Origin of the sequence: Terribium retamae (assembly GCF_022347545.1) — a bacterium.
GTDB lineage: Bacteria > Pseudomonadota > Alphaproteobacteria > Rhizobiales > Rhizobiaceae > Mesorhizobium > Mesorhizobium retamae.
In genome coordinates, this window is sequence record NZ_JAKREW010000009.1 from 158,112 (window position 1) to 182,291 (window position 24,180).

Genomic DNA, 24,180 nt, shown 5'->3' on the forward strand with positions numbered 1-24,180 from the left:
AAAAAGGTGTTTGGATAGGCGACTAACCCAATGTCTCACCAAAGAAGTCGATCAGCCGCTTCCAATGGCGTTCAGCGCCCGCAGCGTCGTAGACACTATGGTCGGATACGCACCAGCCGTGCTGCATGCCGACATAATTCTCGATGATGTGGTCGACTTCCGCTTGTCGCAGGGCCTGCGCCAATCGTGCGGATTGCTCGGGCGGAAAGCTGCCATCGACACCGGCCGAGCCGACATAAACGCGCGCTTTTATCTTGCCGGCGTTCGAAGCCGGACTGTCCGGCGCATCCGTACCCAGCCGGCCGCCATGAAAACTTGCGGCCGCAGCGATCTTATCCGGGTACGCCGCCGCAGCGTTGATCGCGCGGCCGCCACCCATGCAATAACCGACGGCGCCAATCGGGCCCCGTATGCCTTCGGCCTCCAGCGCCGCGATAAATGCGCCGCTGTCGCGCGCGGTCATGTCTTGAGTCGTGCCGCTGATTAATGCCGTCAGAGCCGCTTTGCTCTTTTCTTCGACAAAGGCCGTCTTGGCGTCAAACGGACCATAGGGGGTGTCGCGATAAAAGAGATCTGGCACCAGCACGGCATAGCCGGAGCCAGCGAGCCTGGCTGCCATGTCGTAGAGTGCCGGTCGCGGCCCGAACGCATCCATATAGAGGATAATGCCAGCTTTCGCCTGTCCGTTGCGAAACACGCAAGCACGCGCCACACCATCCGGTGTTTTGATCGTGATGTCGCGCTTGCTGGTTGAGGGCACCATCCGTCTCCGTGCTTGGGAAATAGGAACGGATAGATAGCGCGAGCCTCGCCGCAGGCAAGCCGGATCTCAGCCCTGTGCTTCGAGACGCTCCGTACGCGCACCGACCAGCAAACTCCGGCCGGCTCCGAAACCCATCACGGCAACGCCCAGGCCGAGAGCCGCGAAAAGCATTGCGCTGGCAGCGAAACTGCCGGTCCAGCCATGGATCAATCCGACCAGCAGCGGGCCGATCGCCGCAAGAATATAACCGACCCCCTGCGCCATGCCGGAAAGATGCGATGCCACATGTGGGTCGGGTGAGCGCAGCACGATCACCGTCATGGCGGCCGCGATCAGGCCGCCCTGTCCCAGCCCTTGTAGAATAGCCAGCGGCAGCGTCATCCACGTCGGAGCAAACAGGATTCCAAGCAATGCGATGACTGCGACAACGACCAGAGCGACATTGACGGTGCTCTGATTGCGGCAGCGAACTGCGATCGGCGGTACCGCCAGGCAGGCAACGACCTGAGCCATTACCGATACCGAGACAATCGCACCTGCCGCGATTGCGTCAAACCCGCGCTCGCGCAGGATCGGGGCCAGCCAGCCGAAGATGCTGTAGGCCAGTGCCGACTGCAGGCCCATGAACAATGTGACTTGCCAGGCTAGCCGGTCGCGCCAGAGACCGGTGACGCGGAAACCACTATGGCTTGCCTGATGACGGCTGGCGAATGCCTGTGGCGCCCATAACAACAACACAGCGAAAGCAGGTACCGCCCAGGCGGCGAGAGCAGCCGACCAGGAACCTGCAATGTAGTGTTCGATCGGCAGCGTCAGCCCGGAAGCCGCAGCCGCCCCGGCGCACAATGCCATCGTATAGAGACCGGTCATCAAAGCCATGCTGTCGGGGAAGTCACGCTTGACCAGGCCAGGCAGCAGCACATTGCCGACCGCGATGGCGGCGCCGACGATGAACGTGGCAGCAAACAGGATCGGCACAGATCCGAAGCCACGCAGCGCTGTGCCCAGCGTGACCAGTGCCATGACACCGAGCAGTACCCGCTCCGCGCCGTAGCGCTGGGCGAGCCTCGGCGCGAAGGGCGCGAAGATGCCGAGGCACAGCACCGGCAGCGTGGTCAGCAGTGAGGCGCCGGCACTGGACAGCCCCGTCGCCTGCATCACCTCCGGCAAAAGCACCGAGAGACTGGAAAACAGCGGACGCAGGTTGAAAGCAATCAGCACCAGGCTAGCCCCGAGCAGGATGCGTGCGGCCGGACTTGCAAGCACAGGTGCTTGCGGCGGCGGCAGGCTGTCGGCTTCAGCATCGATGAGCTGATCGTCGATAGCATCTATGGCCGACGGTTCGACCCGGTCTTGACGAAAGGTCTGGTTCATTGCGCGAGATGCCTGTCGAGCTGCGAGAGGACGGGTGCCATGAAGGTGCGGACAGCGTTACCGGCACGCTCCGGGTCGCCCGAGGCGATGGCTTCAACGATCTGTCCATGCATCGGAGCGTCCGGCTCCGGCAAGTCACCACCCAACGTTGCCTGGATGGTTTCGGCAATCGCCGCGGTGAAAAAGTCGTAGAGCTCCACCATTGCGCGGTTCCCCGACATCGCCACGATCGCCTTGTGGAAAGCGAGATCGCGGCAGACAAAATTGTGCTGGCCGCCATCGGCGACAGTGCCGCGCTCGGCAAGTAGGCGGTTGAGCCGTTCGATATCTGCCGGCGTGTGCCGAAGCGCGGCCAGCCGCGCGGCCTCCACATCGAGCGCCGTGCGGGCTTCCCATTGGTCGCGCAGGCAGGCCCGCCGAACTCGCACCAGTGCGGCGGTCGGATCGACGGCCGAGCGCACGTAAGTTCCAGATCCCTGCCGCGTTTCGAGCAGCCCTTGCGAAACCAGCGCTCGTACGGCTTCCCGAACCGTGCCTCGACTGACCGATAGCCGATCGGACAAGGTGGCCTCATTGGGAATGCGGACACCGACTGACCAACGACCGCCAAGTATCTCGGAACGAAGTCTCTCTGTGGCGCTGTCGGTGAGGTTGATGCGACTGGCGGGCTGCATGTCGAAACTCATCAAGTCATCAGATGACTTTTCGATAACCACCTGCTTGCTCATGGTCAACCGCGGAGAAAGCAACCGGTGGTCAAAAGAATCGGGCCAGACCGCCGTGAACGCATCTCTGCAAGCAGCCATTCGCTGATGCCCGGAGCTCGCAGCGGAGCAGCTACACCCCGGCGAAGCTCGCCATATGAAACGCCTGCACTTCGGCGGGATAACGATAATCCGCCCCATAAGGACAGGCATTGCGATCCAGGCAACCGCCCGTCCGGCATGGCCCTCCCTGCGGGCCACGGGCATGAGCCAAGCATGACTGATAGGCGAAACCGTCGGCCGAATAGGCGTCGACCGGACAGGATTTCAGGCAAGGTTTTCCGACACATAGATCGCAAAGGTGAATCGGATCGTGAGCGCCTTGAATCGGGATTTCATCGGCAAACAGCAATGCGCCGCGATAAGCGTGCCAGAGACCATATTGGGGATGCATGAGGATGCCGAGCGGTGACGGCTTCAGTCCCTCCGCCCGCATCGCCCATTGCTGGAACGGCTGATAGGGCTTGTCCGACGGATAGACGGCCGACGCACCAAAACGCGCGGAGATTCCATCGATGACCTCCCGCGACCAAGTGTCGAGCGGGTTCTGGAGATTTTGAGGCTGCCGTCGACGCCATGCCATGAAGTGAGGCCAAGGCGCCGCACCTGCCTGCCCAACCAGAAGAACGGACTTCGCCGGCCTCCCCTCCGGGCTCTCCGGCACCGCCTCGCCACCTCCGAACGCAAAACCGCCGCGCAGGATGAGACCATGCGCGGCGAGTTCACTCGAAATATTCTTGAGGTGTCGATCGTCGACCCGATGATGACTGCTCACGACAGCCCGACCCTCATTGGCAATCGACCAACATCACTTCTTGTCCGGGTCGGAAAATGCGCTCCGCCAGACCTCCTTGTGAATGATGTTGGCCACTTTAGCCCGGCCTGCATCGGGCTCCTTTCAAGTGAAGGCGTCGGGCATCGACTCCTTCTTCTTGCTGATGAAGGCCTGTAGCGCCTCGTCGATGCCCTGGTCGAGGTCCGGCGCCTCGTAGCTCTCCAGCCAGCGCCGGGCGAGTTCGTTGGCACGCTGCGGCGCCGTCTTCTCGCCCTCTGCCAGCCACTGCTCGTAGGAATTGTTGTCGGCGATCGACGACCGATAAAACGCCGTCTGGAAATTGGCCTGGGTGTGGTCGCAGCCTAGATAGTGGCTGCCCGGACCCACCTGGCGAATGGCGTCCATCGCCTGGCCGTTCTCCGAAAGGTCGACGCCCTCGGCAAATTTCTGCTGCATGCCGAGTTGGTCGATGTCCATCATGAACTTCTCGTAGCAGGAGGCCAATCCGCCCTCGAGCCAGCCGGCCGAATGCAGCACGAAGTTGGTGCCGGCAAGGATGGTCGAATTCAGCGTATTGGCGCTTTCATAAGCCGCCTGAGCGTCCGGGATTTTGGAGGCGCACAGCGAACCGCCGGTACGGAATGGCAGACCGAGCCGGCGCGCGAGTTGTGCCGCACCATAGGATACAAGCGAAGGCTCCGGCGTACCGAAGGTCGGCGCACCCGACTGCATCGAGATCGACGAGGCGAAGGTGCCGAACAGCACCGGAGCGCCTGGCCGGATGAGCTGGGTGAAGGACGCGCCGGCCAGAACCTCGGCCAGAACCTGCGTCAGCGTACCGGCAACCGTCACCGGGCTCATCGCACCGGCAAGGATGAACGGGGTGACGATGCAGGCCTGGTTGTGGCGTGCATAGACCTTCAGCGCACCCAGCATCGTTTCATCGAAGACCATCGGCGAATTGGCGTTGATCAGCGAGGTCAGAACCGTGTTGTTCTCGACGAAATCGTCGCCGAAGACCAGCTTGGCCATCGCGACAGTGTCTTCCGCGCGTTCAGGCGCCGTGACAGAGCCCATGAACGGCTTGTCCGAATATTTGATGTGCGAGTAGATCATATCGAGGTGGCGTTTGTTGACCGGCACATCGACCGGTTCGCAGACCGTGCCGCCCGAATGATGGATCGACGGCGCCATATAGGCCAGCTTCACGAAGTTGCGGAAATCCTCGATCGTCGCATAACGGCGGTTGCCGTCGAGATCGCGCACGAAGGGCGGTCCATAGACAGGCGCGAAAACCGTGGCGTCGCCACCGATCTGCACCGAACGCTCCGAATTGCGCGCATGCTGGATATACTGTTTGGGCGCGGTCTTGAGCAGCGAGCGGCAGAGCCCGCGCGGAAAGCGAACGCGCTCGCCCTTCACGTCGGCACCGGCCTGCTTCCACAGCTGAAGCGCTTCCGCATCGTCGCGGAATTCGATACCGGTCTCTTCGAGCACCGTGTCGGCATTTTTCTCGATCAGCGCCAGACCTTCCTCGTCCAGCACCTCGTAGACCTTGATCTGACGCCGGATATAGGTGAGCTGCTGACCAGGTCCACCGCCTGTACGCGCAGCACGTCGGGCCGCGGCACCTCCGCGGTCACCGCGCCCTCGCCTGCCGCCCGCCGCCGCTTCCTGATCGACTGCCGCGTTCTCGCTCATGATCGTTCTTCCTTGAAATCCGTTCGACCGCCTCGCGGCGGCTGCTTCCCGGATCGTAGCCATGCACCCTATCCGAAACGGCCAGCGAGCGCCAAGGTCTGTCGCAAAATCGACAAGAAGAACAACAGATTCCCAGTCGCTTTCCTTTTGCGGAAAGTCGCAAATCAGCTATGGATGCGCGTCGCCGCACGCTAGGTATTGACGCGACGATTGGTGCCTTGCGACAAGGTCGTGCGGCCGTAGGGAGATGGATCAAAAAATGTCCGACGACGAGATCATCCTGTCCGAACTCTCCGACGAGGAACTCGTGCAGCAGATGCACGACGATCTTTATGACGGCCTGAAGGAAGAGATCGAAGAAGGCACCAACATCCTCCTGGAGCGTGGCTGGGCGCCTTACACCGTCCTCACCGAAGCGCTGGTGGAGGGTATGCGTATCGTCGGTGAAGATTTCCGCGACGGTATCCTGTTTGTGCCGGAAGTGCTGCTCTCCGCGAATGCGATGAAGGCAGGCATGTCTATTCTGCGTCCGCTGCTCGCCGCCACCGGTGCTCCCAAGCAGGGCAAGCTGGTGATCGGCACGGTCAAGGGCGACATCCACGACATCGGCAAAAACCTTGTCGGCATGATGATGGAAGGCGCCGGTTTCGACGTCGTTGATCTCGGCATCAACAATCCGGTCGAGAAGTATCTCGAGGCGATCGAAGAGCATAAACCCGACATCATCGGCATGTCGGCGCTTCTGACCACGACCATGCCCTACATGAAGGTCGTCATCGATACGATGAAGGAAAAGGGCATTCGCGACGACTATGTCGTGCTGGTTGGCGGTGCACCGCTGAACGAGGAGTTCGGCAAGGCTGTCGGCGCCGATGCCTATTGCCGCGACGCTGCGGTGGCTGTGGAAACCGCCAAGGACTTCATGAAGCGCAAGCACAACGTGCGTGCTTCCGCATGATTGCAAAAGGCCGCGCCTTGCAGCGCGGCCTTCTCGTTACCAAGTGATGGGAGCCGGTCAGTTTTCGACCGTGTCTTCGACGGCGCGGGCGGTGCCTTTGACGTCCTTGCCGACGCCACGAACCGTATTGGCACAGCCGGAAAGTACGAGCGCCACGGCAATGACGGCGAGCGGTGCGATGCGTGACAATTTCATGGACGGTGTCTCCCTTATGGCGATGTAACAATCATCAACGCCAAAGAGATAACACGGTTCCACGTTATGCAGAATGCGAGCGGCGATGTTGGAGTAATCCGCATGGCGAACAGGCAGAACATCGATCCGACAGGCATCGCCGACGCGGTTGTGATGGCGAAGGGCGAAGTCCCGTCGAGTGCCCCCCTCATTGAGCGCGTGCGGGTCATTGCCTGCGGCGCGATCGCGCGCGAAGTCCTCGCAGTCTGCAAGGCCAACCATCTCGACCATGTCGACCTGATCTGCCTCCCGGCAATCTGGCATGTCTATCCGGACAAGATCGCACCGGCCATGCGCGACGCGATCGCCAAGGCGCGGGCGGAAGGCTACAAACGCATCTTCATCGGCTATGCGGAATGCGGCACGCGTGGCGAGCTCGACAAAATCTGCGAGGACGAAGACATCGAGCGTATCGGGGGCCCGCATTGCTACGCTTTCTTCAGCGGCAACGAGGCATTCGCGAAGATCGCGGAGGAAGAATTCACGGCCTTCTATTTGACGGATCTGATCACGCGTCAGTTCGAAGCTTTTGTCATCGAGCCCTTGAAGCTCGACAAACATCCAGAGCTCAAGGAAATGGTCTTCGGCAATTATACCAAGATCGTCTACTTGGCGCAGACCGAGGACCCGGCCTTGCAGGAAAAGGCGAAATGGGCCGCCGACTATCTGGGCCTTGATTATGAATACCGCTTCACCGGCTATGGCGATCTTGCGCCGGCAATCCTCGCAGCGGCGCAACACTGAAAGCCCTTATACTTTCCCAGATAACACTTCAGACTGTCGGACTGGTTTTCTGCCGGTCGGACGGGCTATAAGGCCGTCGCGACATCAGGGGACACGACATGCATTTGCGCGCCTTCATATTCTCGGCTGCCACCCTTCTGCTGGCCGAAAATGCACTGGCGGACGGGGTGGTACAAAAACTGATTACACCGGCGGACAAGATGCGGCTCGCCAACTATGAAGAGACCCGCAAATCGGCGCTGGCCGAAGCCAGGGCAGGCCAGCCGGGCGAGGTGAAAGAGCTTGACGCACTTCTCGCTCGCCCATTGGTCGCTTTCTCGGACAAGGACCTCACCGGAAACTGGCAGTGCCGCACCATCAAGGCCGGCGGTCTCGGACCTCTCGTGATCTACGGCTGGTTCAAGTGCCGCGTGACGGACGATGGCTCGGGTTGGATGCTGGAGAAGACCACTGGCTCCCAGCGCACCAAAGGTCGTTTCTACGATGATGGCGAGAAACGCTCGATTTATCTGGGCTCGGGCTTCGTGGCGGGTGAAAAGGCGAAACGCTACGGTGCCGGCCCCAAGACTGACCAGGTCGGCTACGCCTTTCGCACAGGACCCAGTGCCTGGCGGATCGAATTTCCCGCTCCGTACTATGAGTCCAAACTCGACATCATTGAATTCAAGCGCTGACGGGTCAGCCGCAGCTGGCGCTGACATAAAGGATTAACCGGCACCGCCGAAAATACCGACTGGGGACCGAACCCGTGGTGTTGCCAACACCGAACAAGGTTCTGAAAAGACTGGACTTTCAAGGATGAACGAGGCTGCAGACACGGCATCCATCGTCGTCGTCACCGAAGGCGGCGGCCATATCTGGGCGATCGTCAACGCCATTGCCGACCGTTTCGCCAACGTCACCGTCATCCTCGAAACGCCGATCTCCAAATGGTCGCTGCTGAAGCGCCGTGCCAAGCGGCAGGGTTGGATTTCCGTTTTCGGCCAGATCGGCACGATGATGCTGGTGCGGCTCGGCAAACGCTTCGGCGCCGCGCACGCCGAAGAGATCGCGGCCGAATACAATCTCAAGACCGAGCTGCGGCCAGGCCAAAACATCGTGCATGTGCCGTCCGCGAACGCGCCAGAGGCGATCAAGGCCATAGCGGACCTCAAACCGGGTGTCGTACTGCTTGCCGGATGCCGCGTGCTGACACGCGAGACGCTTGCCTCCATTCCCTGCCCCGTCATCAACTATCACGCCGGCATCAATCCCAAATACCGCGGCATGAATGGCGCGTATTGGGCGCTGGTGAACGATGACGCCGTGAATTTCGGCACGACCGTCCACCTCGTCGATGCCGGCGTCGACACCGGCGCCGTGTTACGTCACACGCGCGGCGAACCTGGCCGCGGCGACACCATTTCGTCCTATCCCCTGCGCCAGGCAGCGATTTCGCGCAACGCTTGCGTCGATGTGGTCGAAAAAGTGCTGTCCGGACGCATCGAACCCTTCGACCCTGGTCTGCCGTCGCAGATATGGTTCCATCCGACGCTCTGGTTCTATGTGTGGACCGGCATACGCCGCGGCATCTGGTAGGCTAGAGCCAACCCACCGTTTACGCTGTACCGCGCCAGCGTTAGACTTCGCTGATGGCTGAAATCGACCATAGACAGATCATTGCAGCTCTTTCGGTCGAGGATCGACGCGACCTGACCGAAAAGCAGGACGCCCCCGGCGTGCTGCGGCTTGCCGTCCACGGCGGGCTGATCCTGCTGTTCGCCGCCTTGATCCTGCTTGACGTGCCGTTATGGCCAGTGCTGTTGCTGCCGCTCGGCGTCCTCATCGTCTTCCTGTTTACGCTGCTGCACGAGACAATCCATGAAACAGCATTTCGCACCGAGCGGCTGAATCGCCTGGCAGCCGCCGCTTCCGGCTTCCTCATTCTGTTGCCGCCGGCCTGGTTCCGCTATTTTCACTTCGCCCATCATCGCTACACGCATGACCCGGAAAACGATCCGGAATTGATGAGCCCGAAACCCGAGACCGTCGCGCAATATCTGCGTTATCTGTCTGGCTGGCCTTATTGGAGCGGTATGGCCAAGGTCATCGTCGTGAATGCGCTCGGGCGTAACGAAGACTCCTTCGTCCCGGAAAAGGGCCGCACCAAGGTGATCTCGGAGGCGCGTTGGTTCCTTGCCCTTTATGGACTGCTGCTCGCAGGCTCGCTGCTGTTGCAGTCGACGGCGCTGTTGTGGGTCTGGATTGTGCCTGTACTGATCGGGCAGCCATTTCTGCGGGCCTATCTCTTGGCCGAACATACGCGTTGTCCGCATGTCGCCAACATGCTCGAAAACACACGCACCACCTTCACCACAGCCATCGTGCGTTTCGTGGCATGGAACATGCCCTATCATGCGGAACATCATTCCTATCCGGCCGTTCCATTCCACCGCCTGCCGCGGTTCCACGAAATCATTGCCGAGCATTTGCACTCGACGGAACGGGGCTATGTGCGTTTCCATCGCAAGCTGGTGACCGATTTCGGCAAGCACGATTAGGCAGCTGTTCCCGGGTCGAGCAGCGATGCTTCGAACCCGCCGACGCTCTATCGTTTTACGACATTCGAACGCGTCGCTTTTGAAGGCGCGCGCGTCGTCTGATGAGAAGCGGGCTATTCCCGCTTCCGGCAATGCTCCAACCATCGAAGGAAGACTGAAAAATGGCCGATCTGATCGTCGTTTACTGGCGCGACATTCCCGCCCAGGTCATCGTGAAAAAAGGCAGGCAGAACGCCAAGCGCGAATTGCCGCTGCGTTTCACCGAAGCGATCGACATGGCGGCGATGCGTTCGGGCGCGGCCGAGACCGACGCCTATCTCGCCGAATGGCGCAAAGCCGATCCGGTACCCGTCGGCGACGACCTTGAGGCGGAAGTAGAAAAGGCGGCGGCGGCCATCGACGCGGATTACAGCCGGGAGCGACTGGTCGCTCTCGCCAAGGCAGGCGGCAAGGAAAATGTCTGACACCCAGCCGACACCGAAGACAGACCACACAAACAGCAGCGCTAGCACGCATGTCGGGACATCCGGCGGCGTCACCCAGGCGGCGCTGGTGCGCAAGGCGGCGCCAAAGAGCGATTACAAGCCTGCCGACGTGTCGCCACAGCGACGCGTGCAACGGTCTTATTCGGTGCGACTTTGGGCAATCCGTCATTCGAAGCTGCTGGAATGGTTCTACAGCCGCTTTGCCGATGCCTTCCTCTTGCTTCACCCACTCTGGAAAGGCATCGGTTATGGGCGCGTCGAAGCGCCGGTGAAATTCGTCGAGAAGCGCGTGAAAGGCTTCATGTTCGACTGCCGCATGTGCGGCCAATGCATCCTTTCCTCGACAGGCATGTCCTGCCCGATGAACTGCCCCAAGCAATTGCGCAACGGCCCATGCGGCGGCGTGCGCGCCAACGGGAACTGCGAAGTCGAGCCCGACATGCCCTGCGTCTGGGTCAAGGCCTGGGAAGGTTCGCGCAACATGGTCAATGGCGATGCCATCCTCAATGTGCAGAAACCGGTCGACCAGTCGCTGCGCGAAACCTCCGCCTGGCTGCGTGTGACAGCCCAGGCAGCGGCCGCACGTGACGCAGCCAAGACCGCCAGCACCGGAGCCTCCGCATGACACCGCCGCGTCCGCCTCAGCGCGACGAAAACCCCGCAGGTATCCACCTTCCGCTGGAACCCCTGCCCGGCCACTCCTCGCGCGGTCGCCTCGAGCGCGTGTTGCGTCGCGGCGAGTTCGCGGTGACTACCGAGCTCAATCCGCCCGATAGCGCCGATCCGGAAGATGTCTACAACCGCGCCAAGGTGTTCGATGGCTGGGTCGACGCCATCAATGCCGTCGATGCCTCGGGCGCCAACTGTCACATGTCGTCGGTCGGCATCTGCGCGCTTCTCACCCGCATGGGCTATGCCCCGGTCATGCAGATCGCCTGCCGCGACAAAAACCGTATCGCCATCCAGGGCGACGTGCTGGGTGGCGCCGCAATGGGTGTCGCCAACATCCTGTGCCTCACCGGCGACGGCGTGCAGGCCGGCGATCAGCCTGGCGCCAAGCCGGTGTTCGACCTCGATTCCATGTCGTTGCTCGAAACCGTGCGCATCATGCGCGACAACGGCAAATTCCTGTCAGGCCGCAAGCTGACCACGCCGCCGCAGGTCTTCCTGGGCGCAGCGATCAATCCCTTTGCACCGCCTTACGATTTCCGCCCCATCCACCTCGGCAAGAAAATTGCCGCCGGTGCGCAATTCGTGCAAAGCCAGTACTGCTTCGATGTGCCGATGTTCAGAACCTTCATGCAGAAGGCCAGCGATCTGGGCCTGACCGAAAAGGTTTTCGTCCTGGTCGGTGTCGGCCCGCTTGCTTCTGCCAAGACCGCGAAGTGGATCCGCTCCAACGTGCCGGGTATTCATATCCCCGATTCCGTCATCAAGCGTCTCGAAGGTGCAGAGGACCAGAAAGCCGAAGGCAAGAGGCTCTGCATCGACATCATCAATGAGGTGAAGGAAATCCCAGGCGTATCAGGCGTCCACGTGATGGCCTACCGCCAGGAAGAATATGTCGCTGAGATCGTCGACGAATCGGGCGTGCTCAAGGGCCGTCGGCCTTGGAAGCGCGAAGTCAGGCCCGACGACGCATTGGTTGCAGAACGTCTCGGCCACATCTTGCAGGACGACGTCACCGAAACCCAGGTCGACATGGTGAAGACCGCGCATTGAACCGCCGCGGCTGACATCCGTCGCTTGATCCACATCAGAAACGATATAAAGAAGTCTTTATATCCGGAGGGAGTTTGAAATGACCCGCACCATCGTCGCTTCGGCGACTCGCGAAATCGTCATCGGTTTCGACCAGCCCTTCTGCGTTATCGGCGAGCGCATCAACCCGACCGGTCGCAAGAAGCTCGCCGCCGAGATGCAGGCCGGCAATTTCGAAACGGTCATCAAGGACGCGCTGGAACAGGCTGCCTGCGGCGCCACCATGCTGGACGTCAATGCGGGTGTGACCGCAGTCGACCCGAATGCCACGGAACCCGGCCTTCTGGTCCAGACCCTGGAAATCGTGCAGGGGCTTGTCGATCTGCCGCTGTCGATCGACTCCTCCGTCACCGCTGCGATCGAAGCCGGCCTCAGGGTCGCCAAGGGACGCCCGCTGGTGAACTCGGTCACCGGCGAGGAAGAAAAACTCGAAGCCATCCTGCCCCTGGTGAAGAAATACAACGTGCCGGTGGTTGCCATCTCTAATGATGAGACCGGCATCTCGATGGACCCGGACGTGCGCTTCGCCGTCGCCAAGAAGATCGTCGAGCGTGCCATGGATCACGGTATCAAGCCGGAAGACGTGGTCGTCGATCCGCTGGTCATGCCGATCGGCGCATTGGGCGATGCCGGCCGCCAAGTCTTCGCACTGCTGCGCCGTCTGCGCGAGGAATTGAAGGTGAATACGACCTGCGGCCTCTCCAACATCTCTTTCGGCTTGCCGCATCGCCATGGCATCAATGCCGGTTTCATCCCGATGGTGATCGGCGCCGGCATGACATCGGCCATCATGAACCCGGTTCGCCCGCAGGAAATGGAAGCAGTTCGCGCCGCCAACGTGCTGAACGGCACCGACAAGGACTGCATGACCTGGATCAAGACCTACAAGGACTACAAGCCGGGCGAACATGCCGCGCCAGCGCCAGTTGCAGTCAATGCGCCAAACGCCGATGGTGCTGCTGCCGCGGGCGGACGCCGTCGCGGTGGCCGCGAGGCCAGGCTGGCAAGAGGATAATCGGTCAATCGAAATGAACTCGCCTGCCAACATCACCGATCCCCTCGTCCTGTTCATGCCATCCGGCAAGCGCGGGCGCTTCCCGGTCGGCACGCCGGTGCTCGATGCGGCACGCCAGCTTGGCGTCTATGTGGAATCGGTGTGTGGCGGGCGCGCCACCTGCGGGCGCTGCCAGATCGAAGTGCAGGAAGGCAATTTCGCCAAGCACAAGATCGTTTCGTCGCTTGATCACATCTCGCCGAAAGGTCCCAAGGAAGAGCGCTACGAACGCGTCCGCGGCCTGCCTGAAGCCCGCCGCCTGTCTTGCTCGGCCACCATCCAGGGCGACCTCGTCATCGATGTACCTCAGGATACGGTGATCAACGCCCAGGTGGTGCGCAAAGCTGCGACCGACCGCGTCATCGAGCGCAATTCGGCCGTGCAGATGTGCTACGTCGAGGTCGAACAGCCCGACATGCACAAGCCGACCGGGGATCTAGAGCGCCTCAAGGCCGTGCTGCAGAATGACTGGGGCTGGAAGGACCTGCGCGTCGCTCCGCATCTCATTCCCGAAGTCCAGAAGATCCTGCGCAAGGAGAATTGGGCGGTCACCGCGGCCATCCACAAGGACATGGAATTCTCCCGCGCGACAGTCATTGCGCTTTATCCAGGCCTCAAGAACGAGGCCTATGGCATCGCCTGCGACATCGGCTCCACGACGATCGCCATGCATCTGGTGTCGCTGCTATCGGGTCGTGTCGTCGCATCTTCCGGCACGTCGAACCCACAGATCCGCTTCGGCGAGGATCTGATGAGCCGCGTCTCCTATGTGATGATGAACCCAGATGGCCGCGAGGCCATGACCAAGGCAGTCCGCGAAGCAGTAAACACGTTGATCGGCAAGGTCTGCGAAGAAGGTGGTGTCGACCGCCACGACATCTTCGATTGCGTCTTCGTCGCCAATCCGATCATGCACCATCTATTCCTGGGCATTGATCCGACTGAGCTTGGCCAGGCACCTTTCGCACTCGCCGTTTCCGGCGCGGTGCAGGGATGGACCAACGATATCGGCATCGACGTCAACCGTGGCGCGCGTTTCTACACGCTGCCCTGTATCGCCGGCCATGTCGGGGCCGACGCCGCCGGTGCGACGCTGTCGGAAGGCCCGTATCGTCAGGACAGCATGATGCTGCTGGTGGATGTCGGCACCAACGCCGAGATCGTGCTCGGCAACAAGAACCGCGTCGTTGCCGCTTCTTCCCCGACGGGGCCAGCCTTCGAAGGCGCAGAAATCTCCTCGGGCCAGCGCGCCGCGCCTGGCGCCATCGAGCGCGTTCGCATCGATCCCGAAACGCTGGAACCACGCTACCGAGTCATCGGCACCGACAAATGGTCCGATGAGGAAGGTTTCGAGGAAGCATCCTGGACCACCGGCGTCACCGGCATCTGCGGCTCGGCCATCATCGAGGTCGTGGCGGAGATGTACCTGTCCGGCATCATCTCCGAAGATGGCGTCGTCGATGGCTCGTTGATGGCAAAAAGCCCGCGTATCATCCAGAATGGCCGCACTTTTTCCTATCTGCTGCGCGAAGGGCGCCAGGGTGAACCACGCATCACGGTCACCCAGAACGACATCCGCGCCATCCAGCTCGCCAAGGCCGCGCTCTATGCGGGTGTGAAGCTCCTGATGGAGAAGCAAGGTGTCGAAACCGTCGACACCATCCGCTTCGCCGGCGCCTTCGGTTCTTTCATCGATCCGAAATACGCCATGGTGCTGGGCCTGATCCCGGATTGCGATCTTTCGGAAGTGAAAGCGGTCGGCAACGCCGCCGGTACAGGCGCATTGATGGCGTTGCTCAACCGCGATCATCGCCGCGAAATCGAAAAGCAGGTGGCTAGCATCGAGAAGATCGAAACCGCGCTGGAACCGCATTTCCAGCAACTTTTCATCGACGCCATGGCGCTGCCGAACAAGGTGGACCCCTTCCCCAAGCTTGCCGAACAGGTCAAACTGCCGCCACGCAAGGTGGCAAGCGACGACAGCGCGGCAGGGGATGCGGCGCCCCGCCGACGTTCCCGCGAGGAACGCGCCGCCCGGCGCAATCGCGACTAGGTTGCTCACCAGGCCGGCAACCGCAATGGAGGTGCCGGATGGGCCGACTTCGTGAAATCGTCTTCGAAAGCGAGGATCCGGCAGCGCTTGCCCGCTTTTGGGCGCAGTTGCTGGACGGATACGATGTTCGGCCCTACGACGATGCGGAGATCGCACGCCTGGCTTCTCTTGGCTTCACGCCGGAAACCGACCCAACGGTATTGGTCGATGGTCCGGGGCCCAGCCTCTGCTTCCAGCGCGTCGAGGGACGTCGTTATGACAACAACCGCATCCATCTCGACATAATGGTGACGGACCGCCAGGCAGCGGCGAGAGAACAACTCGAACTTGGTGCTGCAGTGCATCGGGAAACGAATGGTTACACCGTCATGCGCGACCCGGAGGGCAACCAGTATTGTCTGGTGGATGCCGGCTAAGATGTCGTCGGAATCGTGGCTGCAAGGAGCGCATAATGACGGTTGAAGCCCTCATCTTCGATGTTTTCGGCACCTGCGTCGACTGGCGTACCGGCGTTGCCCGCGAGGTGGCGACGGCGGCAGCCGCGAAAGGACTGCAGATCGACAGCATCGCCTTCGCGGATGCCTGGCGCGACCTCTACCAGCCGCGGATGGAGGAAATACGGTCGGGCCGTCGGTCCTATGTCGACCTGGACGTCCTCCATCGCGAAAACCTTGATGCAACGCTCGATAGCTTCGGCATAACCGGGCATTTCAGCGAAGAAGATCGCATAGCGCTCAACCACGCCTGGGAAAAACTGCCACCTTGGCCGGATGTCGTTCCGGGATTGATACGATTGAAGGCCAACCGGATCATCGCACCATGCTCCAACGGCTCGATAGCGCTGATGACACGGCTGGCCAGATATGGCGCCCTGCCCTGGGACTGTATCCTGGGCGCAGGGATTGCTCGCGCCTACAAGCCCGACGCACGCGCCTATCTTGCAACTTGCGAGGCACTGAGGCTCGAACCCGCGCATGTCATGATGGTTGCCGCGCACAATGACGATCTGAGCGCAGCAAGGGATTGCGGATTGAAAACGGCCTTCGTCGCACGCCCATTGGAAAACGGCACTGGCCAGATATCCGACCTCAAGGCAAGCAGCCATTGGGATATCGTCGCTGCTGATTTCCTCGCACTTTCAGCGCATCTGGATTTCCGACCGCACGGCTAGCGCGCCTTCGCGGCTTGGTGTTGCCGTCACGACACAGGCGATGTCAAAGCTCCTGTCACGCGGGCTTGCTTTTGTTCCTTATGCCTTTTTCTCGCCCCCTTCAGTCACGAGGACATCGGCAACCGATCGCGTCGTCTGACTTTTCTTGTTCGAGCCGCTGAAAATTCCAACCACCTCCGCGCATTCACCAAAGCGTGATTTCGGGTGATTGGAAGCGTTTAGACTTTTCTGCGACGACCGGTCCAAAAGTCATAAACAAGCTCAGGTCTGCCATGTCCGTTTCGATTACCCGCCGTATGTTTGTCCTTGCAGTACCGTTCGTAGCGGCCGGCTGCACCACGACGCAGAAGGTCGCCTCGATCAAGCCGGGCAAGCGGGAAGTTCCGCAATACTACCGCGATATGTACGCGGCGGTGGCCGATGACGCTTTCCCCATTCCTGCACCCGATCTCAGCAAGATCGATCCGAAATATTATCGTCAGGAAGTTGCCTACCAAGGGCCTGAACCTTCAGGCACGATCGTCATCGATACGCCGAACCGATTCCTCTATCTGGTCCTCGGCGAAGGTCGCGCGCTGCGCTATGGCGTCGGTGTTGGTAAGGCCGGCCTCGCCTTCGAAGGCAGCGGTGTGATCCAATACAAGCGCGAATGGCCACGCTGGACCCCCACACAAGACATGATTGCGCGCGAACCCGAGCGTTATGGCCCACTTGCCGGCGGCATGGAGCCGGGACCAACCAATCCGCTGGGCGCCCGCGCGCTTTATCTGTTCAAGAACGGTGTCGACACGCTGTACCGCATCCATGGCACCAACGAAGATTGGTCTATCGGCCGTTCGATCTCGTCAGGCTGTATCCGCCTGCTCAACCAGGACATCATCGACCTGCACCGCCGCGTCCAGAACGGCACGCGCGTGGTCGTTCTGCAGCAGGACAACGTGCCCGCCGCCTAAGGGCCGAGCGACAAATCCAGCAGGCCGGCGGTCACAACACCGCTGGCCCAGTCGAAGATGCGACACCGGCCTTGACTTTTGCCGCCTCAGATCAAAATTTTGGTCATTGGGGCATTCAGGAGCCGGCCAGCCGGCTGAGCAATTGTTCGTCGCGTTCCATGGCCAGCATCCACAGCCATCTTGTTTCTTTTGTTCTGAAACATACCCGCAAGAAGGCGTTCTCCAGCCCGGAGAACATGCATCGCTGGATCAGGCACGCCCGCAAGAAGCAATGCCATCGCCCGCCTGCCGCCATTGCCCAGCGTTTTGATATTACAACGCACACCGTCGCCGGCTTCCCCGTCTATGATATCGCCCCGAAAAACGGCAACGCCCGGCGGATTCTCTATCTCCACGGTGGCGCTTATGTCTTTGAAATCACCACCTATCACTGGGCGCTGATCGCAGAGATGGCCGAGCGACTGGGCTTTGGCATGACCGTCCCGATCTATCCAATCGCGCCCGAACACGACTTCCACGATATGTTCGGCATGGTGGGCTCGGTCTATCGGGAAATGCTCGAGGAGACCGAACCGCAAGACATCATCTTCATGGGCGATTCCGCCGGCGGTAACATGGCCGTGGTGCTGACCATGATGATGGCCGAGCAAGGCTTGCCTGCACCCGGTCGCCATGTGTTGATCTCGCCCGGTCTCGACATGTCTCTGACCAACCCCGAAGTGTTCGACGCCGAGCAACGCGACCCTTGGCTCGGCATCCCTGGCGGGCTCGAGGCGGTGCGGCTTTATGGTGCCGGCATGGATCGCAGCGACTGGCATATCAGCCCTGTCTATGGCGACCTCACCGTGCTGCCGCCAACCCTGCTGCTAACCGGTTCGCGCGACCTTCTGACCCCCGACAATCTAATCTTCGTGGAAAAGGCACGTGCAGCGGGCGTCGAGGTCGAGCTTGTCCACGAGGAAGGCATGTTCCATGTCTGGCCGCTCATCAACATGCCCGAAGCACGCAGAGCGCGCGATCACATCGTGACGTTCCTGAGCAGGCGGGAACATCGCGTTGAGATGCCGCTGGCCGCAGAGTAGTGAAGCGGATCTCAGAACCGTCCCGTTTCCCTGAATACATCGAAGGTCGCGCGGATGTGGTCCGCAACCGCCTTGACCGGCGCACTCGCATCGGGCGTGACGATCATCGCCAGATTATAGTTGCCGATATGCGGCATGCCATCTTTCGGGCCGAGCTCGACCATGTCATTGCCGAGGAAGGACTTCGGCAGCGGCGCCACCGCGAGGTCGGCTTGAATAGCCGCACGCTGGCCGGCGGTATGGGCACTCATATAAGCCACACGATAGTTGCGGCCCTCACGGCCCAGTGCCTCCAGGGCACCAGCGCGCCACACGCAGCCCTCCTCCCAGATCGATACCGGCAGCGGTTCGCGCAGATGCGCGCATCCGCCCTTGGCACCAGCCCAGACGATCGGCTCGGTTAAAAGCACTTCGGCCCCGATGGCGCTGGTCTTGTAGGAATTGGTGAGGAGCGTGAGATCGAGTGCGCGGTCGTCCATGCGCCTGCGCAGATTGATCGACTGGTCGATGGTGACGTCGACCGCGATCGAAGGGTGCGATTTCGCGAAACGTTTCAGCACGTGCGGCAGGATGCGCTCGCCGTAATCGTCCGGCGAACCCAGTCGCACGACTCCGACAATGTCCGGCACGATGAATTTGGAAACCGCCTCGCGATTGATGGCGAGCAGCCTGCGCGCATAACCCAGTAACATCTCGCCATCGGTCGTCAGCGCAACCGAGCGCGCATCACGCGCAAAGACGGAGCGGCCGAGCACGTCTTCCAGCTTCTTGATCTGCATGGACACCGCCGACGGCGTACGGAAGACAGCGGTTGCTGCCGTGGTGAAGCTGCCGGTCTCGGCAATCGCCACGAAGGTGCGCAGGACATCCAGATCGAGCAGAGGAAGCGGATGATTGAGCGGGGCGTTCATGGCAGCACCTTCAAATTTTCTGATGCAAAGCATCATCCCATTTCGTTTGATTGAATATCACGAAAAGTTCATAGTCAACAACATCAAGAAGGCCCGGAAATCTCTGCTGACAATCCACGAAACCAGCAGCTGTATCGGCGGCTTTTAGCAGCAGCATTCAAACCAACCGTGGAAGGAGAAAGTCCATGTACATTCTGTCGACCTTCGGTCGGATCGCGACCGAACTCGGTGCCGCCCGCAGCCGCTACCTGACCGAACGGGCCATCAGCTCTCTCCCGGCTGAGGTGCAGAAGGATATCGGCTGGCCGGACATGACTTCGAGAGTGGTCTACACGCCAGGCATCGGAAGCTGGGCCGGGTCCAAATGACCGATTGCCATTCCTCTTAAAGCCCGCCGCGATCTTTCCGGCGGGCTTTATTATTCTGAGCCTACGATTAACCGGCCATGCAATGGCTGCATGACGCATATGAATAAGCTGCATAGCACCCCAACAATCACCCAAGCCATTGTAAAATATACAGAATATCGATCTTTGACTGGAATTTCGTCAGAATCGATGTCGCTTTTCCCTACGAAACGCTTCGCTTTTGCGATTTAGTTTTCGCTCGGACAGGCTTATATGCACCGCAGCAAACGAGCTGCCCCACTCCATCACGCGAAGGCGACCCGTCTGAGCCACTGATTGGAGAAAATTATGAAGCTCTTTACCCGCCTGTTCGCCCGTCGCGAAATCAACCTGACCACCGCCTTGGAGCGCCAGCGCCTGTCCAAGACCATGCCTGGCCAGACCGGCGCGGTTGCCGCCGCTCGCCTCGGCTTTATCGCCTGAGTTGATTTTGCGGCAGGCGTCTGCCGCCTATCAGATTTCAACGCCGTTTCGGTAAACCGAAGCGGCGTTTTCATTTGGGCTTCATTCATCCGCTGCCGCCGGCCGTCAATTGGCCAGAGCGTTATTCCGAAGCGCTGTAAGGATCCGCCAGTGCGGCTTCCGGCCTGCTTATCGGAACCTTGGTGAGCGACGTCTTCTTCGACAAGGCCTTGTCGCCGCTGGCTGCGAGCAGCTTGCGGAAGGTCGGATGCATGCCACCGTCTGCGTAAGCGTGGACCGTCGTGCCGGTCATGGTGGACGCCATCGTCTCAGCCGTGGAAAGATCGCGTTCGGTCCGTGTCGCTACCAGTGGATCGGTGCCGGATATGGCTGGCGGGCATGCCGCAAGCGGATCCAGCGGATCGCCACCGGCAAATTCCGTGTCGAAGACATAGCGCTTGTCGCAATAGGCGACCTTGGGCTGGCGTCGCGTCACCTCGAAGCTGTCATAGCCCTTTTTCAGGTCCGTCCAGAAGCCGTAGTTCGGATTGTTGCGGTTGCGCGCCATCTTCTGCGCGGTCATCCGAAACGGAAAGGCCTGCACCTGGAAAGAGGTCTGACCGCCCTTCAGGGCTTCGCGCGCAACCGCATAGATCTCGGCGACCCCTTCATCGGTCATTGCGTAGCAGCCCGAGGACGAGCAGGCGCCGTGCACCATCAAGGCTTCACCGGAATAGCCGAGCGCTGCTTCCAGCTTGTTGGGGTAGCCCAGATTGAAAGAGAGATAGTACTGCGAATTCGGATTCAGCCTGTCCGCGCTGACATGGTAAAATCCTTCCGGCGCCTGCCGGTCACCGGCCTTTTTCTTGGGTCCGAGTTGGCCCGACCAGCGGCACATCGGGTAGGTCTTCAGCAGAGCATATTTTCCGTTGGCGTTCCGCTTCCAGATCTCGAGTTCACTCTCTTCCTTGAAGATACGCACCAGGATGGGCGACGAGGGCGTCATCCCTTTGCGCTTCATCTCTGCGACGAGCTTGGCTGGGATTGGCTGTATGCCCTTGGTGTCGACGTCGAGCGCGGACGAAACGCATCCGGCCACGAGAGCAGCCAGGACTATTGCGGAACTGAGTTTGGCGAGTTTTGTGAACACGGGCTTGTCAGGCGATAGCTGCGGATCAAGGACGCAGTATGTCGGTTACCACGGTTAACGCTTCGTTCCATTCACAAGAATGTCAAGTTTGAACGGAGTGCGCAATTGGACCAAAAGCGGGAAAGACGGGCATTTTTGCGGCATGGCCCGGCTGGCCCGCACGGCTCCAAAGCGCTTGCAGTAGCCAATTTGCGACCCATGTCGCAAATTTTGCCTTTAGAACCATTCTAGACGATTGACAGAAAATAATTTTCCTGATGACGCTGTACTGATCGCGACATTCTGTTCGCGTCATGGGAGGTAGGTTTTCGTGAACGTTGTTAAGCATCCGATCAAACGATCGCTGGTCTTTTTCCTGGTTCCGGACTTCACAATGGTCGCATTTGCGACAGCGCTCGAGCCGCTTCGCATCGCCAACCGCATGCTGGGCTATGAAGCCTATCGCTGGCGCCTGGCCAGCGCCGACGGCAAGCCAGTACCCGCCTCCAATGGGGTGCTGTGCGCCGTGAATACCTCGCTCGATGAAGAACGCCGCAAGATGGCCGGACCGGAGCGCCCCTCGATGGCGATCATCTGCACCGGCATGGACGTGGATAAATACCACAACAAGTCGGTCTTTGCCTGGCTGCGCGAGGAATACAATCGCGGTGTCGCCGTGGGGGGCCTCTGTACCGGCGCCTATGTTCTGGCTGCCGCGGGACTGCTGTCCAACAAACGCTGCGCCATTCACTGGGAAAACCTGCCGGGCTTTCAGGAAGCCTTCCCGAAGGCGAATGTCTTTGCCGACCTCTTCGAAGTCGACCAGAACATCTACACTTGCGCCGGCGGTACCGCCGCGCTCGATATGATGTTGAAGCTGATCGGTGACGATTTCGACGAAAATCTCGTCAACCGTGTCTGCGAGCAGGTGTTGACCGACCGTGTTCGCAGCCCCACCGACCGCCAGCGTCTGCCGTTGCGCGCGCGCCTCGGAGTGCAAAACTCGAAGGTTTTGACCATCATCGAATTGATGGAAGGAAATCTTGCCGAACCGCTGTCACTGATCGAGATCGCGGACAATGTCGACCTCTCGCGCCGTCAGATCGAGCGTCTGTTTCGCGCGGAGATGGGCCGCTCTCCTGCCCGCTACTATCTCGAAATCAGGCTGGATCGCGCTCGCCACCTCCTGATCCAGTCTTCGCTTCCGGTGGTCGAGGTCGCGGTGGCCTGCGGTTTCGTCTCGGCCTCGCATTTCTCGAAATGCTACCGCGAACTCTACGCACGTTCGCCGCAACAGGAGCGGGTCGACCGCAAGCAACTGCTGGCAGCCTGACGCCTTGCTCTCCCTGTCGACAGGGAGAGCTTCTCATCGACTATCGAACATCAGGCCGCGATCGCGCCATCTCTTTTCGCCCGCAAGACAGTCGATCGTAGGGGCGGCTTGCGCCAACGCGATCGGCGGATGCGCGGCTTCGTCGGCCGTCCGCTGTGGCGAAGCGGCATCCGCCAGTTCCAGAACCAGCTTGCGGCGAACCGCTTCCGGAAACTGTTCCCAACTGTTGACGGGAATCATGAAAGCGCCAGGCCCGCCGATCACGCATTCCCGATAATATTTATCGAGATCACGGATGTCGTAGGAACTCTCCATGCCGCCGTTCGTCATCAGCGGCAGGCCGTTGATGATGATGCCTTGTTTCAGAACGGCATCGCGGACAAGAGGTACAGGTGCGCCCTGGTTGTTCGGTCCGTCGCCGGAAATATCGATGACGCGTTTGCTGCCCTCAAAGCCACTTTCAGCGAAAAGGTCGGCGCCGAATTCCAGCGCCGCCGAGATTGAAGTACGGCGCGCACTGTTGGGCGGGCGCGCAGTCAATTGCTTTACCACCTGTTGGGCATCGGCGTGGCTGGCCACCAGCGTCCAAGGCACGACAACGACCTGCGAATTGGTGCCGGCCCATTCGACATAGGTAACTGCGATCTTGCCGTGAAGACCACCGGCAATTGCGCGCAGCACAGCATCGTCTGTCAAGGCGGTCGCGTAGCCGCGCCGCTGGATCTCAAGCTCTTCGGGTGACATGGAAAGCGAGACGTCGACGGCGAGGACAAGCTCGACATCGACCGGCTCCGCCGCTTGGGTCGCGGACGCCAGCACGCTCACCAGCGCCGAAACGGCGCCGGCAAGGAGGGCCGTGGCTGCAGATGCCGACATGACGTGAGGGTAAGCCAGATTCGGCCTTCCACAAAGACGTCGCTCATTTGTATCGCGGCTTTCCCTCTCACATTTTCGAGATTTGGGCTTTTGCCTTCCGCCGGTGAAGACCCACCGCAAGGCAAAGCGTGACCAACAGGCCGACCGGAAAGCCGCTTGGCGGCATCAGCAGCGTCGTGAGCGTGGCCCAACCCGCGAGCATCCATCCAACAAAGACCGGAATGGGCGCACCGCGTCGATCAAGCCACAAGATGAGGGATCCCAGTATCAACAATGGGACCGCAAAACTTCCGACCGTAGCCCAGAACACACCGCCACTCAGCGCGAGATCCAGAGGCTGCGCGCGCAAAGGCTGCCAATGATCGAAGGTCCACAAATTGAGGCCAAGCCAATGGGGAAATTCAGTGGGGACGTCGATGCCCAATACCAGCAGGTGAATGACCCCGAGCATGACCAGTGCAATGGCACTCCATTTGACCATAACGTCCTCTCCTGTCGATTGACGGACAGCGCGCACTACGCCACTCCATACGGAGGCGTATCTACCACCATCGGGGGGGGGGGGGGGGGGGGGGGGGGGGGGGGGGGGGGGGGGGGGGGGGGGGGGGGGGGGGGGGGGGGGGGGGCCGCGGCGGGGGCGGGGGGGGGGGGGGCGCGGCGCGGGGGGGGCGGGGGCGGGGGGGGGGGGGCGCGGGGCGGGGGGGGGGGGG

The 24,180-nt window shown here is 60.8% G+C and carries 28 protein-coding genes; 17 read left to right on the plus strand and 11 right to left on the minus strand.

Features of this window, described 5'->3' with window-relative positions; translation table 11 throughout:
* Positions 1 to 22 precede the first annotated feature (22 nt).
* The 5 genes from L4923_RS12350 to L4923_RS12370 form a co-directional block, all read right to left on the minus strand.
* On the minus strand, positions 23 to 760 hold the full coding sequence (locus L4923_RS12350) for a dienelactone hydrolase family protein (protein WP_425530939.1): 738 nt from the start codon (positions 758 to 760) through the stop codon (positions 23 to 25).
* Positions 761 to 829: 69 nt separating this feature from the next.
* Entirely contained in the window at positions 830 to 2,137 is a 1,308-nt protein-coding gene (locus tag L4923_RS12355; RefSeq protein WP_239365307.1) for a CynX/NimT family MFS transporter, read from the minus strand.
* Positions 2,134 to 2,811: a FadR/GntR family transcriptional regulator gene (locus tag L4923_RS12360; RefSeq protein WP_239365370.1), complete on the minus strand. Its 678-nt coding sequence runs from the start codon at positions 2,809 to 2,811 to the stop codon at positions 2,134 to 2,136. The genes L4923_RS12355 and L4923_RS12360 overlap by 4 nt, the downstream gene beginning before the upstream one ends.
* A gap of 163 nt (positions 2,812 to 2,974) precedes the next feature.
* Positions 2,975 to 3,676 (minus strand): 4Fe-4S dicluster domain-containing protein, encoded by a 702-nt coding sequence (locus tag L4923_RS12365; RefSeq protein ID WP_239365309.1) that lies wholly within the window; start codon positions 3,674 to 3,676, stop codon positions 2,975 to 2,977.
* 123 nt (positions 3,677 to 3,799) lie between these two features.
* Positions 3,800 to 5,377, minus strand: a complete 1,578-nt coding sequence (locus tag L4923_RS12370; RefSeq protein ID WP_239365311.1) for a trimethylamine methyltransferase family protein — start codon at positions 5,375 to 5,377, stop codon at positions 3,800 to 3,802.
* 259 nt (positions 5,378 to 5,636) lie between these two features.
* Between L4923_RS12370 and L4923_RS12375 the strand changes: the two genes are divergently transcribed.
* Entirely contained in the window at positions 5,637 to 6,335 is a 699-nt protein-coding gene (locus L4923_RS12375; RefSeq protein ID WP_239365313.1) for a corrinoid protein, read from the plus strand.
* Positions 6,336 to 6,392: 57 nt separating this feature from the next.
* Here the strand turns inward: L4923_RS12375 and L4923_RS12380 are convergent, their stop codons facing one another.
* Positions 6,393 to 6,530, minus strand: a complete 138-nt coding sequence (locus tag L4923_RS12380; RefSeq protein ID WP_239365315.1) for a hypothetical protein — start codon at positions 6,528 to 6,530, stop codon at positions 6,393 to 6,395.
* Positions 6,531 to 6,683: 153 nt separating this feature from the next.
* Between L4923_RS12380 and L4923_RS12385 the strand changes: the two genes are divergently transcribed.
* The 13 genes from L4923_RS12385 (at position 6,684) to L4923_RS12445 (ending at position 18,412) form a co-directional block, all read left to right on the plus strand.
* A complete protein-coding gene (locus tag L4923_RS12385; RefSeq protein WP_239365374.1) occupies positions 6,684 to 7,313 on the plus strand; it encodes a DUF1638 domain-containing protein in 630 nt (209 codons plus the stop codon).
* 98 nt (positions 7,314 to 7,411) lie between these two features.
* Entirely contained in the window at positions 7,412 to 7,987 is a 576-nt protein-coding gene (locus L4923_RS12390) for a DUF4893 domain-containing protein (protein ID WP_239365318.1), read from the plus strand.
* A 124-nt stretch (positions 7,988 to 8,111) separates the two neighbouring features.
* Positions 8,112 to 8,891 (plus strand): formyl transferase, encoded by a 780-nt coding sequence (locus L4923_RS12395; protein ID WP_239365321.1) that lies wholly within the window; start codon positions 8,112 to 8,114, stop codon positions 8,889 to 8,891.
* 53 nt (positions 8,892 to 8,944) lie between these two features.
* Complete coding sequence (locus L4923_RS12400) at positions 8,945 to 9,853, plus strand: fatty acid desaturase (protein ID WP_239365324.1); 909 nt, start codon at positions 8,945 to 8,947, stop codon at positions 9,851 to 9,853.
* 161 nt (positions 9,854 to 10,014) lie between these two features.
* Positions 10,015 to 10,317: a virulence factor gene (locus L4923_RS12405; protein ID WP_129414566.1), complete on the plus strand. Its 303-nt coding sequence runs from the start codon at positions 10,015 to 10,017 to the stop codon at positions 10,315 to 10,317.
* A complete protein-coding gene (locus L4923_RS12410) occupies positions 10,310 to 10,963 on the plus strand; it encodes a methylenetetrahydrofolate reductase C-terminal domain-containing protein (protein WP_239365327.1) in 654 nt (217 codons plus the stop codon). The genes L4923_RS12405 and L4923_RS12410 overlap by 8 nt, the downstream gene beginning before the upstream one ends.
* Positions 10,960 to 12,060, plus strand: coding sequence for a methylenetetrahydrofolate reductase (locus L4923_RS12415; protein ID WP_239365330.1), 1,101 nt, complete (start codon positions 10,960 to 10,962; stop codon positions 12,058 to 12,060). The genes L4923_RS12410 and L4923_RS12415 overlap by 4 nt, the downstream gene beginning before the upstream one ends.
* A gap of 79 nt (positions 12,061 to 12,139) precedes the next feature.
* Positions 12,140 to 13,114, plus strand: a complete 975-nt coding sequence (locus L4923_RS12420) for a methyltetrahydrofolate cobalamin methyltransferase (RefSeq protein WP_239365333.1) — start codon at positions 12,140 to 12,142, stop codon at positions 13,112 to 13,114.
* Between the two features lie 13 nt (positions 13,115 to 13,127).
* On the plus strand, positions 13,128 to 15,206 hold the full coding sequence (locus L4923_RS12425; protein ID WP_239365335.1) for an ASKHA domain-containing protein: 2,079 nt from the start codon (positions 13,128 to 13,130) through the stop codon (positions 15,204 to 15,206).
* A gap of 38 nt (positions 15,207 to 15,244) precedes the next feature.
* Positions 15,245 to 15,622, plus strand: coding sequence for a VOC family protein (locus tag L4923_RS12430; protein ID WP_239365337.1), 378 nt, complete (start codon positions 15,245 to 15,247; stop codon positions 15,620 to 15,622).
* Between the two features lie 35 nt (positions 15,623 to 15,657).
* Positions 15,658 to 16,377 carry a haloacid dehalogenase type II gene (locus L4923_RS12435; RefSeq protein ID WP_239365339.1) on the plus strand — a complete coding sequence of 240 codons (720 nt, stop codon included), beginning with the start codon at positions 15,658 to 15,660 and terminating at the stop codon, positions 16,375 to 16,377.
* A 272-nt stretch (positions 16,378 to 16,649) separates the two neighbouring features.
* A complete protein-coding gene (locus L4923_RS12440; RefSeq protein ID WP_239365341.1) occupies positions 16,650 to 17,330 on the plus strand; it encodes a L,D-transpeptidase in 681 nt (226 codons plus the stop codon).
* Positions 17,331 to 17,488: 158 nt separating this feature from the next.
* A complete protein-coding gene (locus tag L4923_RS12445; protein WP_239365343.1) occupies positions 17,489 to 18,412 on the plus strand; it encodes an alpha/beta hydrolase fold domain-containing protein in 924 nt (307 codons plus the stop codon).
* Between the two features lie 11 nt (positions 18,413 to 18,423).
* Here L4923_RS12445 and L4923_RS12450 read toward each other — a convergent pair whose 3' ends face one another.
* Positions 18,424 to 19,323 carry a LysR substrate-binding domain-containing protein gene (locus tag L4923_RS12450; RefSeq protein ID WP_239365345.1) on the minus strand — a complete coding sequence of 300 codons (900 nt, stop codon included), beginning with the start codon at positions 19,321 to 19,323 and terminating at the stop codon, positions 18,424 to 18,426.
* Positions 19,324 to 19,508: 185 nt separating this feature from the next.
* On the opposite strand from L4923_RS12450, the gene L4923_RS12455 reads away from it, so the two are divergent.
* Positions 19,509 to 19,691: a hypothetical protein gene (locus tag L4923_RS12455; protein ID WP_239365347.1), complete on the plus strand. Its 183-nt coding sequence runs from the start codon at positions 19,509 to 19,511 to the stop codon at positions 19,689 to 19,691.
* 327 nt (positions 19,692 to 20,018) lie between these two features.
* Complete coding sequence (locus tag L4923_RS30930; protein WP_275448373.1) at positions 20,019 to 20,153, plus strand: hypothetical protein; 135 nt, start codon at positions 20,019 to 20,021, stop codon at positions 20,151 to 20,153.
* Between the two features lie 121 nt (positions 20,154 to 20,274).
* Here L4923_RS30930 and L4923_RS12460 read toward each other — a convergent pair whose 3' ends face one another.
* Positions 20,275 to 21,282: a L,D-transpeptidase family protein gene (locus tag L4923_RS12460; protein WP_425530940.1), complete on the minus strand. Its 1,008-nt coding sequence runs from the start codon at positions 21,280 to 21,282 to the stop codon at positions 20,275 to 20,277.
* A gap of 373 nt (positions 21,283 to 21,655) precedes the next feature.
* Between L4923_RS12460 and L4923_RS12465 the strand changes: the two genes are divergently transcribed.
* Positions 21,656 to 22,594: a GlxA family transcriptional regulator gene (locus L4923_RS12465; protein ID WP_275448384.1), complete on the plus strand. Its 939-nt coding sequence runs from the start codon at positions 21,656 to 21,658 to the stop codon at positions 22,592 to 22,594.
* 33 nt (positions 22,595 to 22,627) lie between these two features.
* Here L4923_RS12465 and L4923_RS12470 read toward each other — a convergent pair whose 3' ends face one another.
* From L4923_RS12470 to L4923_RS12480, 3 genes are all read right to left on the minus strand, one after another.
* The gene (locus L4923_RS12470) at positions 22,628 to 23,470 is read right to left on the minus strand and encodes a DUF1194 domain-containing protein (RefSeq protein ID WP_239365352.1); all 843 of its coding nucleotides are present in this window, start codon (positions 23,468 to 23,470) and stop codon (positions 22,628 to 22,630) included.
* Between the two features lie 67 nt (positions 23,471 to 23,537).
* Entirely contained in the window at positions 23,538 to 23,951 is a 414-nt protein-coding gene (locus tag L4923_RS12475; RefSeq protein WP_239365354.1) for a DUF6463 family protein, read from the minus strand.
* A gap of 35 nt (positions 23,952 to 23,986) precedes the next feature.
* A partial coding sequence (locus L4923_RS12480) for a hypothetical protein (protein WP_239365356.1) occupies positions 23,987 to 24,180 on the minus strand: 194 nt, incomplete at its 5' end.

Coding starts and splice junctions, on each gene's coding strand:
- L4923_RS12465 (WP_275448384.1), top strand. CDS start 21,656: ATGGTCGCATTTGCGACAGCGCTCGAGCCGCTTCGCATCGCCAACCGC.
- L4923_RS12390 (WP_239365318.1), top strand. CDS start 7,412: ATGCATTTGCGCGCCTTCATATTCTCGGCTGCCACCCTTCTGCTGGCC.
- L4923_RS12410 (WP_239365327.1), top strand. CDS start 10,310: ATGTCTGACACCCAGCCGACACCGAAGACAGACCACACAAACAGCAGC.
- L4923_RS12445 (WP_239365343.1), top strand. CDS start 17,489: ATGGCCAGCATCCACAGCCATCTTGTTTCTTTTGTTCTGAAACATACC.
- L4923_RS12430 (WP_239365337.1), top strand. CDS start 15,245: ATGGGCCGACTTCGTGAAATCGTCTTCGAAAGCGAGGATCCGGCAGCG.
- L4923_RS12435 (WP_239365339.1), top strand. CDS start 15,658: ATGACGGTTGAAGCCCTCATCTTCGATGTTTTCGGCACCTGCGTCGAC.
- L4923_RS12355 (WP_239365307.1), bottom strand. CDS start 2,137: ATGAACCAGACCTTTCGTCAAGACCGGGTCGAACCGTCGGCCATAGAT.
- L4923_RS12425 (WP_239365335.1), top strand. CDS start 13,128: ATGAACTCGCCTGCCAACATCACCGATCCCCTCGTCCTGTTCATGCCA.
- L4923_RS12375 (WP_239365313.1), top strand. CDS start 5,637: ATGTCCGACGACGAGATCATCCTGTCCGAACTCTCCGACGAGGAACTC.
- L4923_RS12475 (WP_239365354.1), bottom strand. CDS start 23,951: ATGGTCAAATGGAGTGCCATTGCACTGGTCATGCTCGGGGTCATTCAC.
- L4923_RS12395 (WP_239365321.1), top strand. CDS start 8,112: ATGAACGAGGCTGCAGACACGGCATCCATCGTCGTCGTCACCGAAGGC.
- L4923_RS12455 (WP_239365347.1), top strand. CDS start 19,509: ATGTACATTCTGTCGACCTTCGGTCGGATCGCGACCGAACTCGGTGCC.
- L4923_RS12450 (WP_239365345.1), bottom strand. CDS start 19,323: ATGAACGCCCCGCTCAATCATCCGCTTCCTCTGCTCGATCTGGATGTC.
- L4923_RS12380 (WP_239365315.1), bottom strand. CDS start 6,530: ATGAAATTGTCACGCATCGCACCGCTCGCCGTCATTGCCGTGGCGCTC.
- L4923_RS12415 (WP_239365330.1), top strand. CDS start 10,960: ATGACACCGCCGCGTCCGCCTCAGCGCGACGAAAACCCCGCAGGTATC.
- L4923_RS12405 (WP_129414566.1), top strand. CDS start 10,015: ATGGCCGATCTGATCGTCGTTTACTGGCGCGACATTCCCGCCCAGGTC.
- L4923_RS12440 (WP_239365341.1), top strand. CDS start 16,650: ATGTCCGTTTCGATTACCCGCCGTATGTTTGTCCTTGCAGTACCGTTC.
- L4923_RS12470 (WP_239365352.1), bottom strand. CDS start 23,470: ATGTCGGCATCTGCAGCCACGGCCCTCCTTGCCGGCGCCGTTTCGGCG.
- L4923_RS30930 (WP_275448373.1), top strand. CDS start 20,019: ATGAAGCTCTTTACCCGCCTGTTCGCCCGTCGCGAAATCAACCTGACC.
- L4923_RS12360 (WP_239365370.1), bottom strand. CDS start 2,811: ATGCAGCCCGCCAGTCGCATCAACCTCACCGACAGCGCCACAGAGAGA.
- L4923_RS12400 (WP_239365324.1), top strand. CDS start 8,945: ATGGCTGAAATCGACCATAGACAGATCATTGCAGCTCTTTCGGTCGAG.
- L4923_RS12420 (WP_239365333.1), top strand. CDS start 12,140: ATGACCCGCACCATCGTCGCTTCGGCGACTCGCGAAATCGTCATCGGT.
- L4923_RS12370 (WP_239365311.1), bottom strand. CDS start 5,377: ATGAGCGAGAACGCGGCAGTCGATCAGGAAGCGGCGGCGGGCGGCAGG.
- L4923_RS12385 (WP_239365374.1), top strand. CDS start 6,684: ATGGCGAAGGGCGAAGTCCCGTCGAGTGCCCCCCTCATTGAGCGCGTG.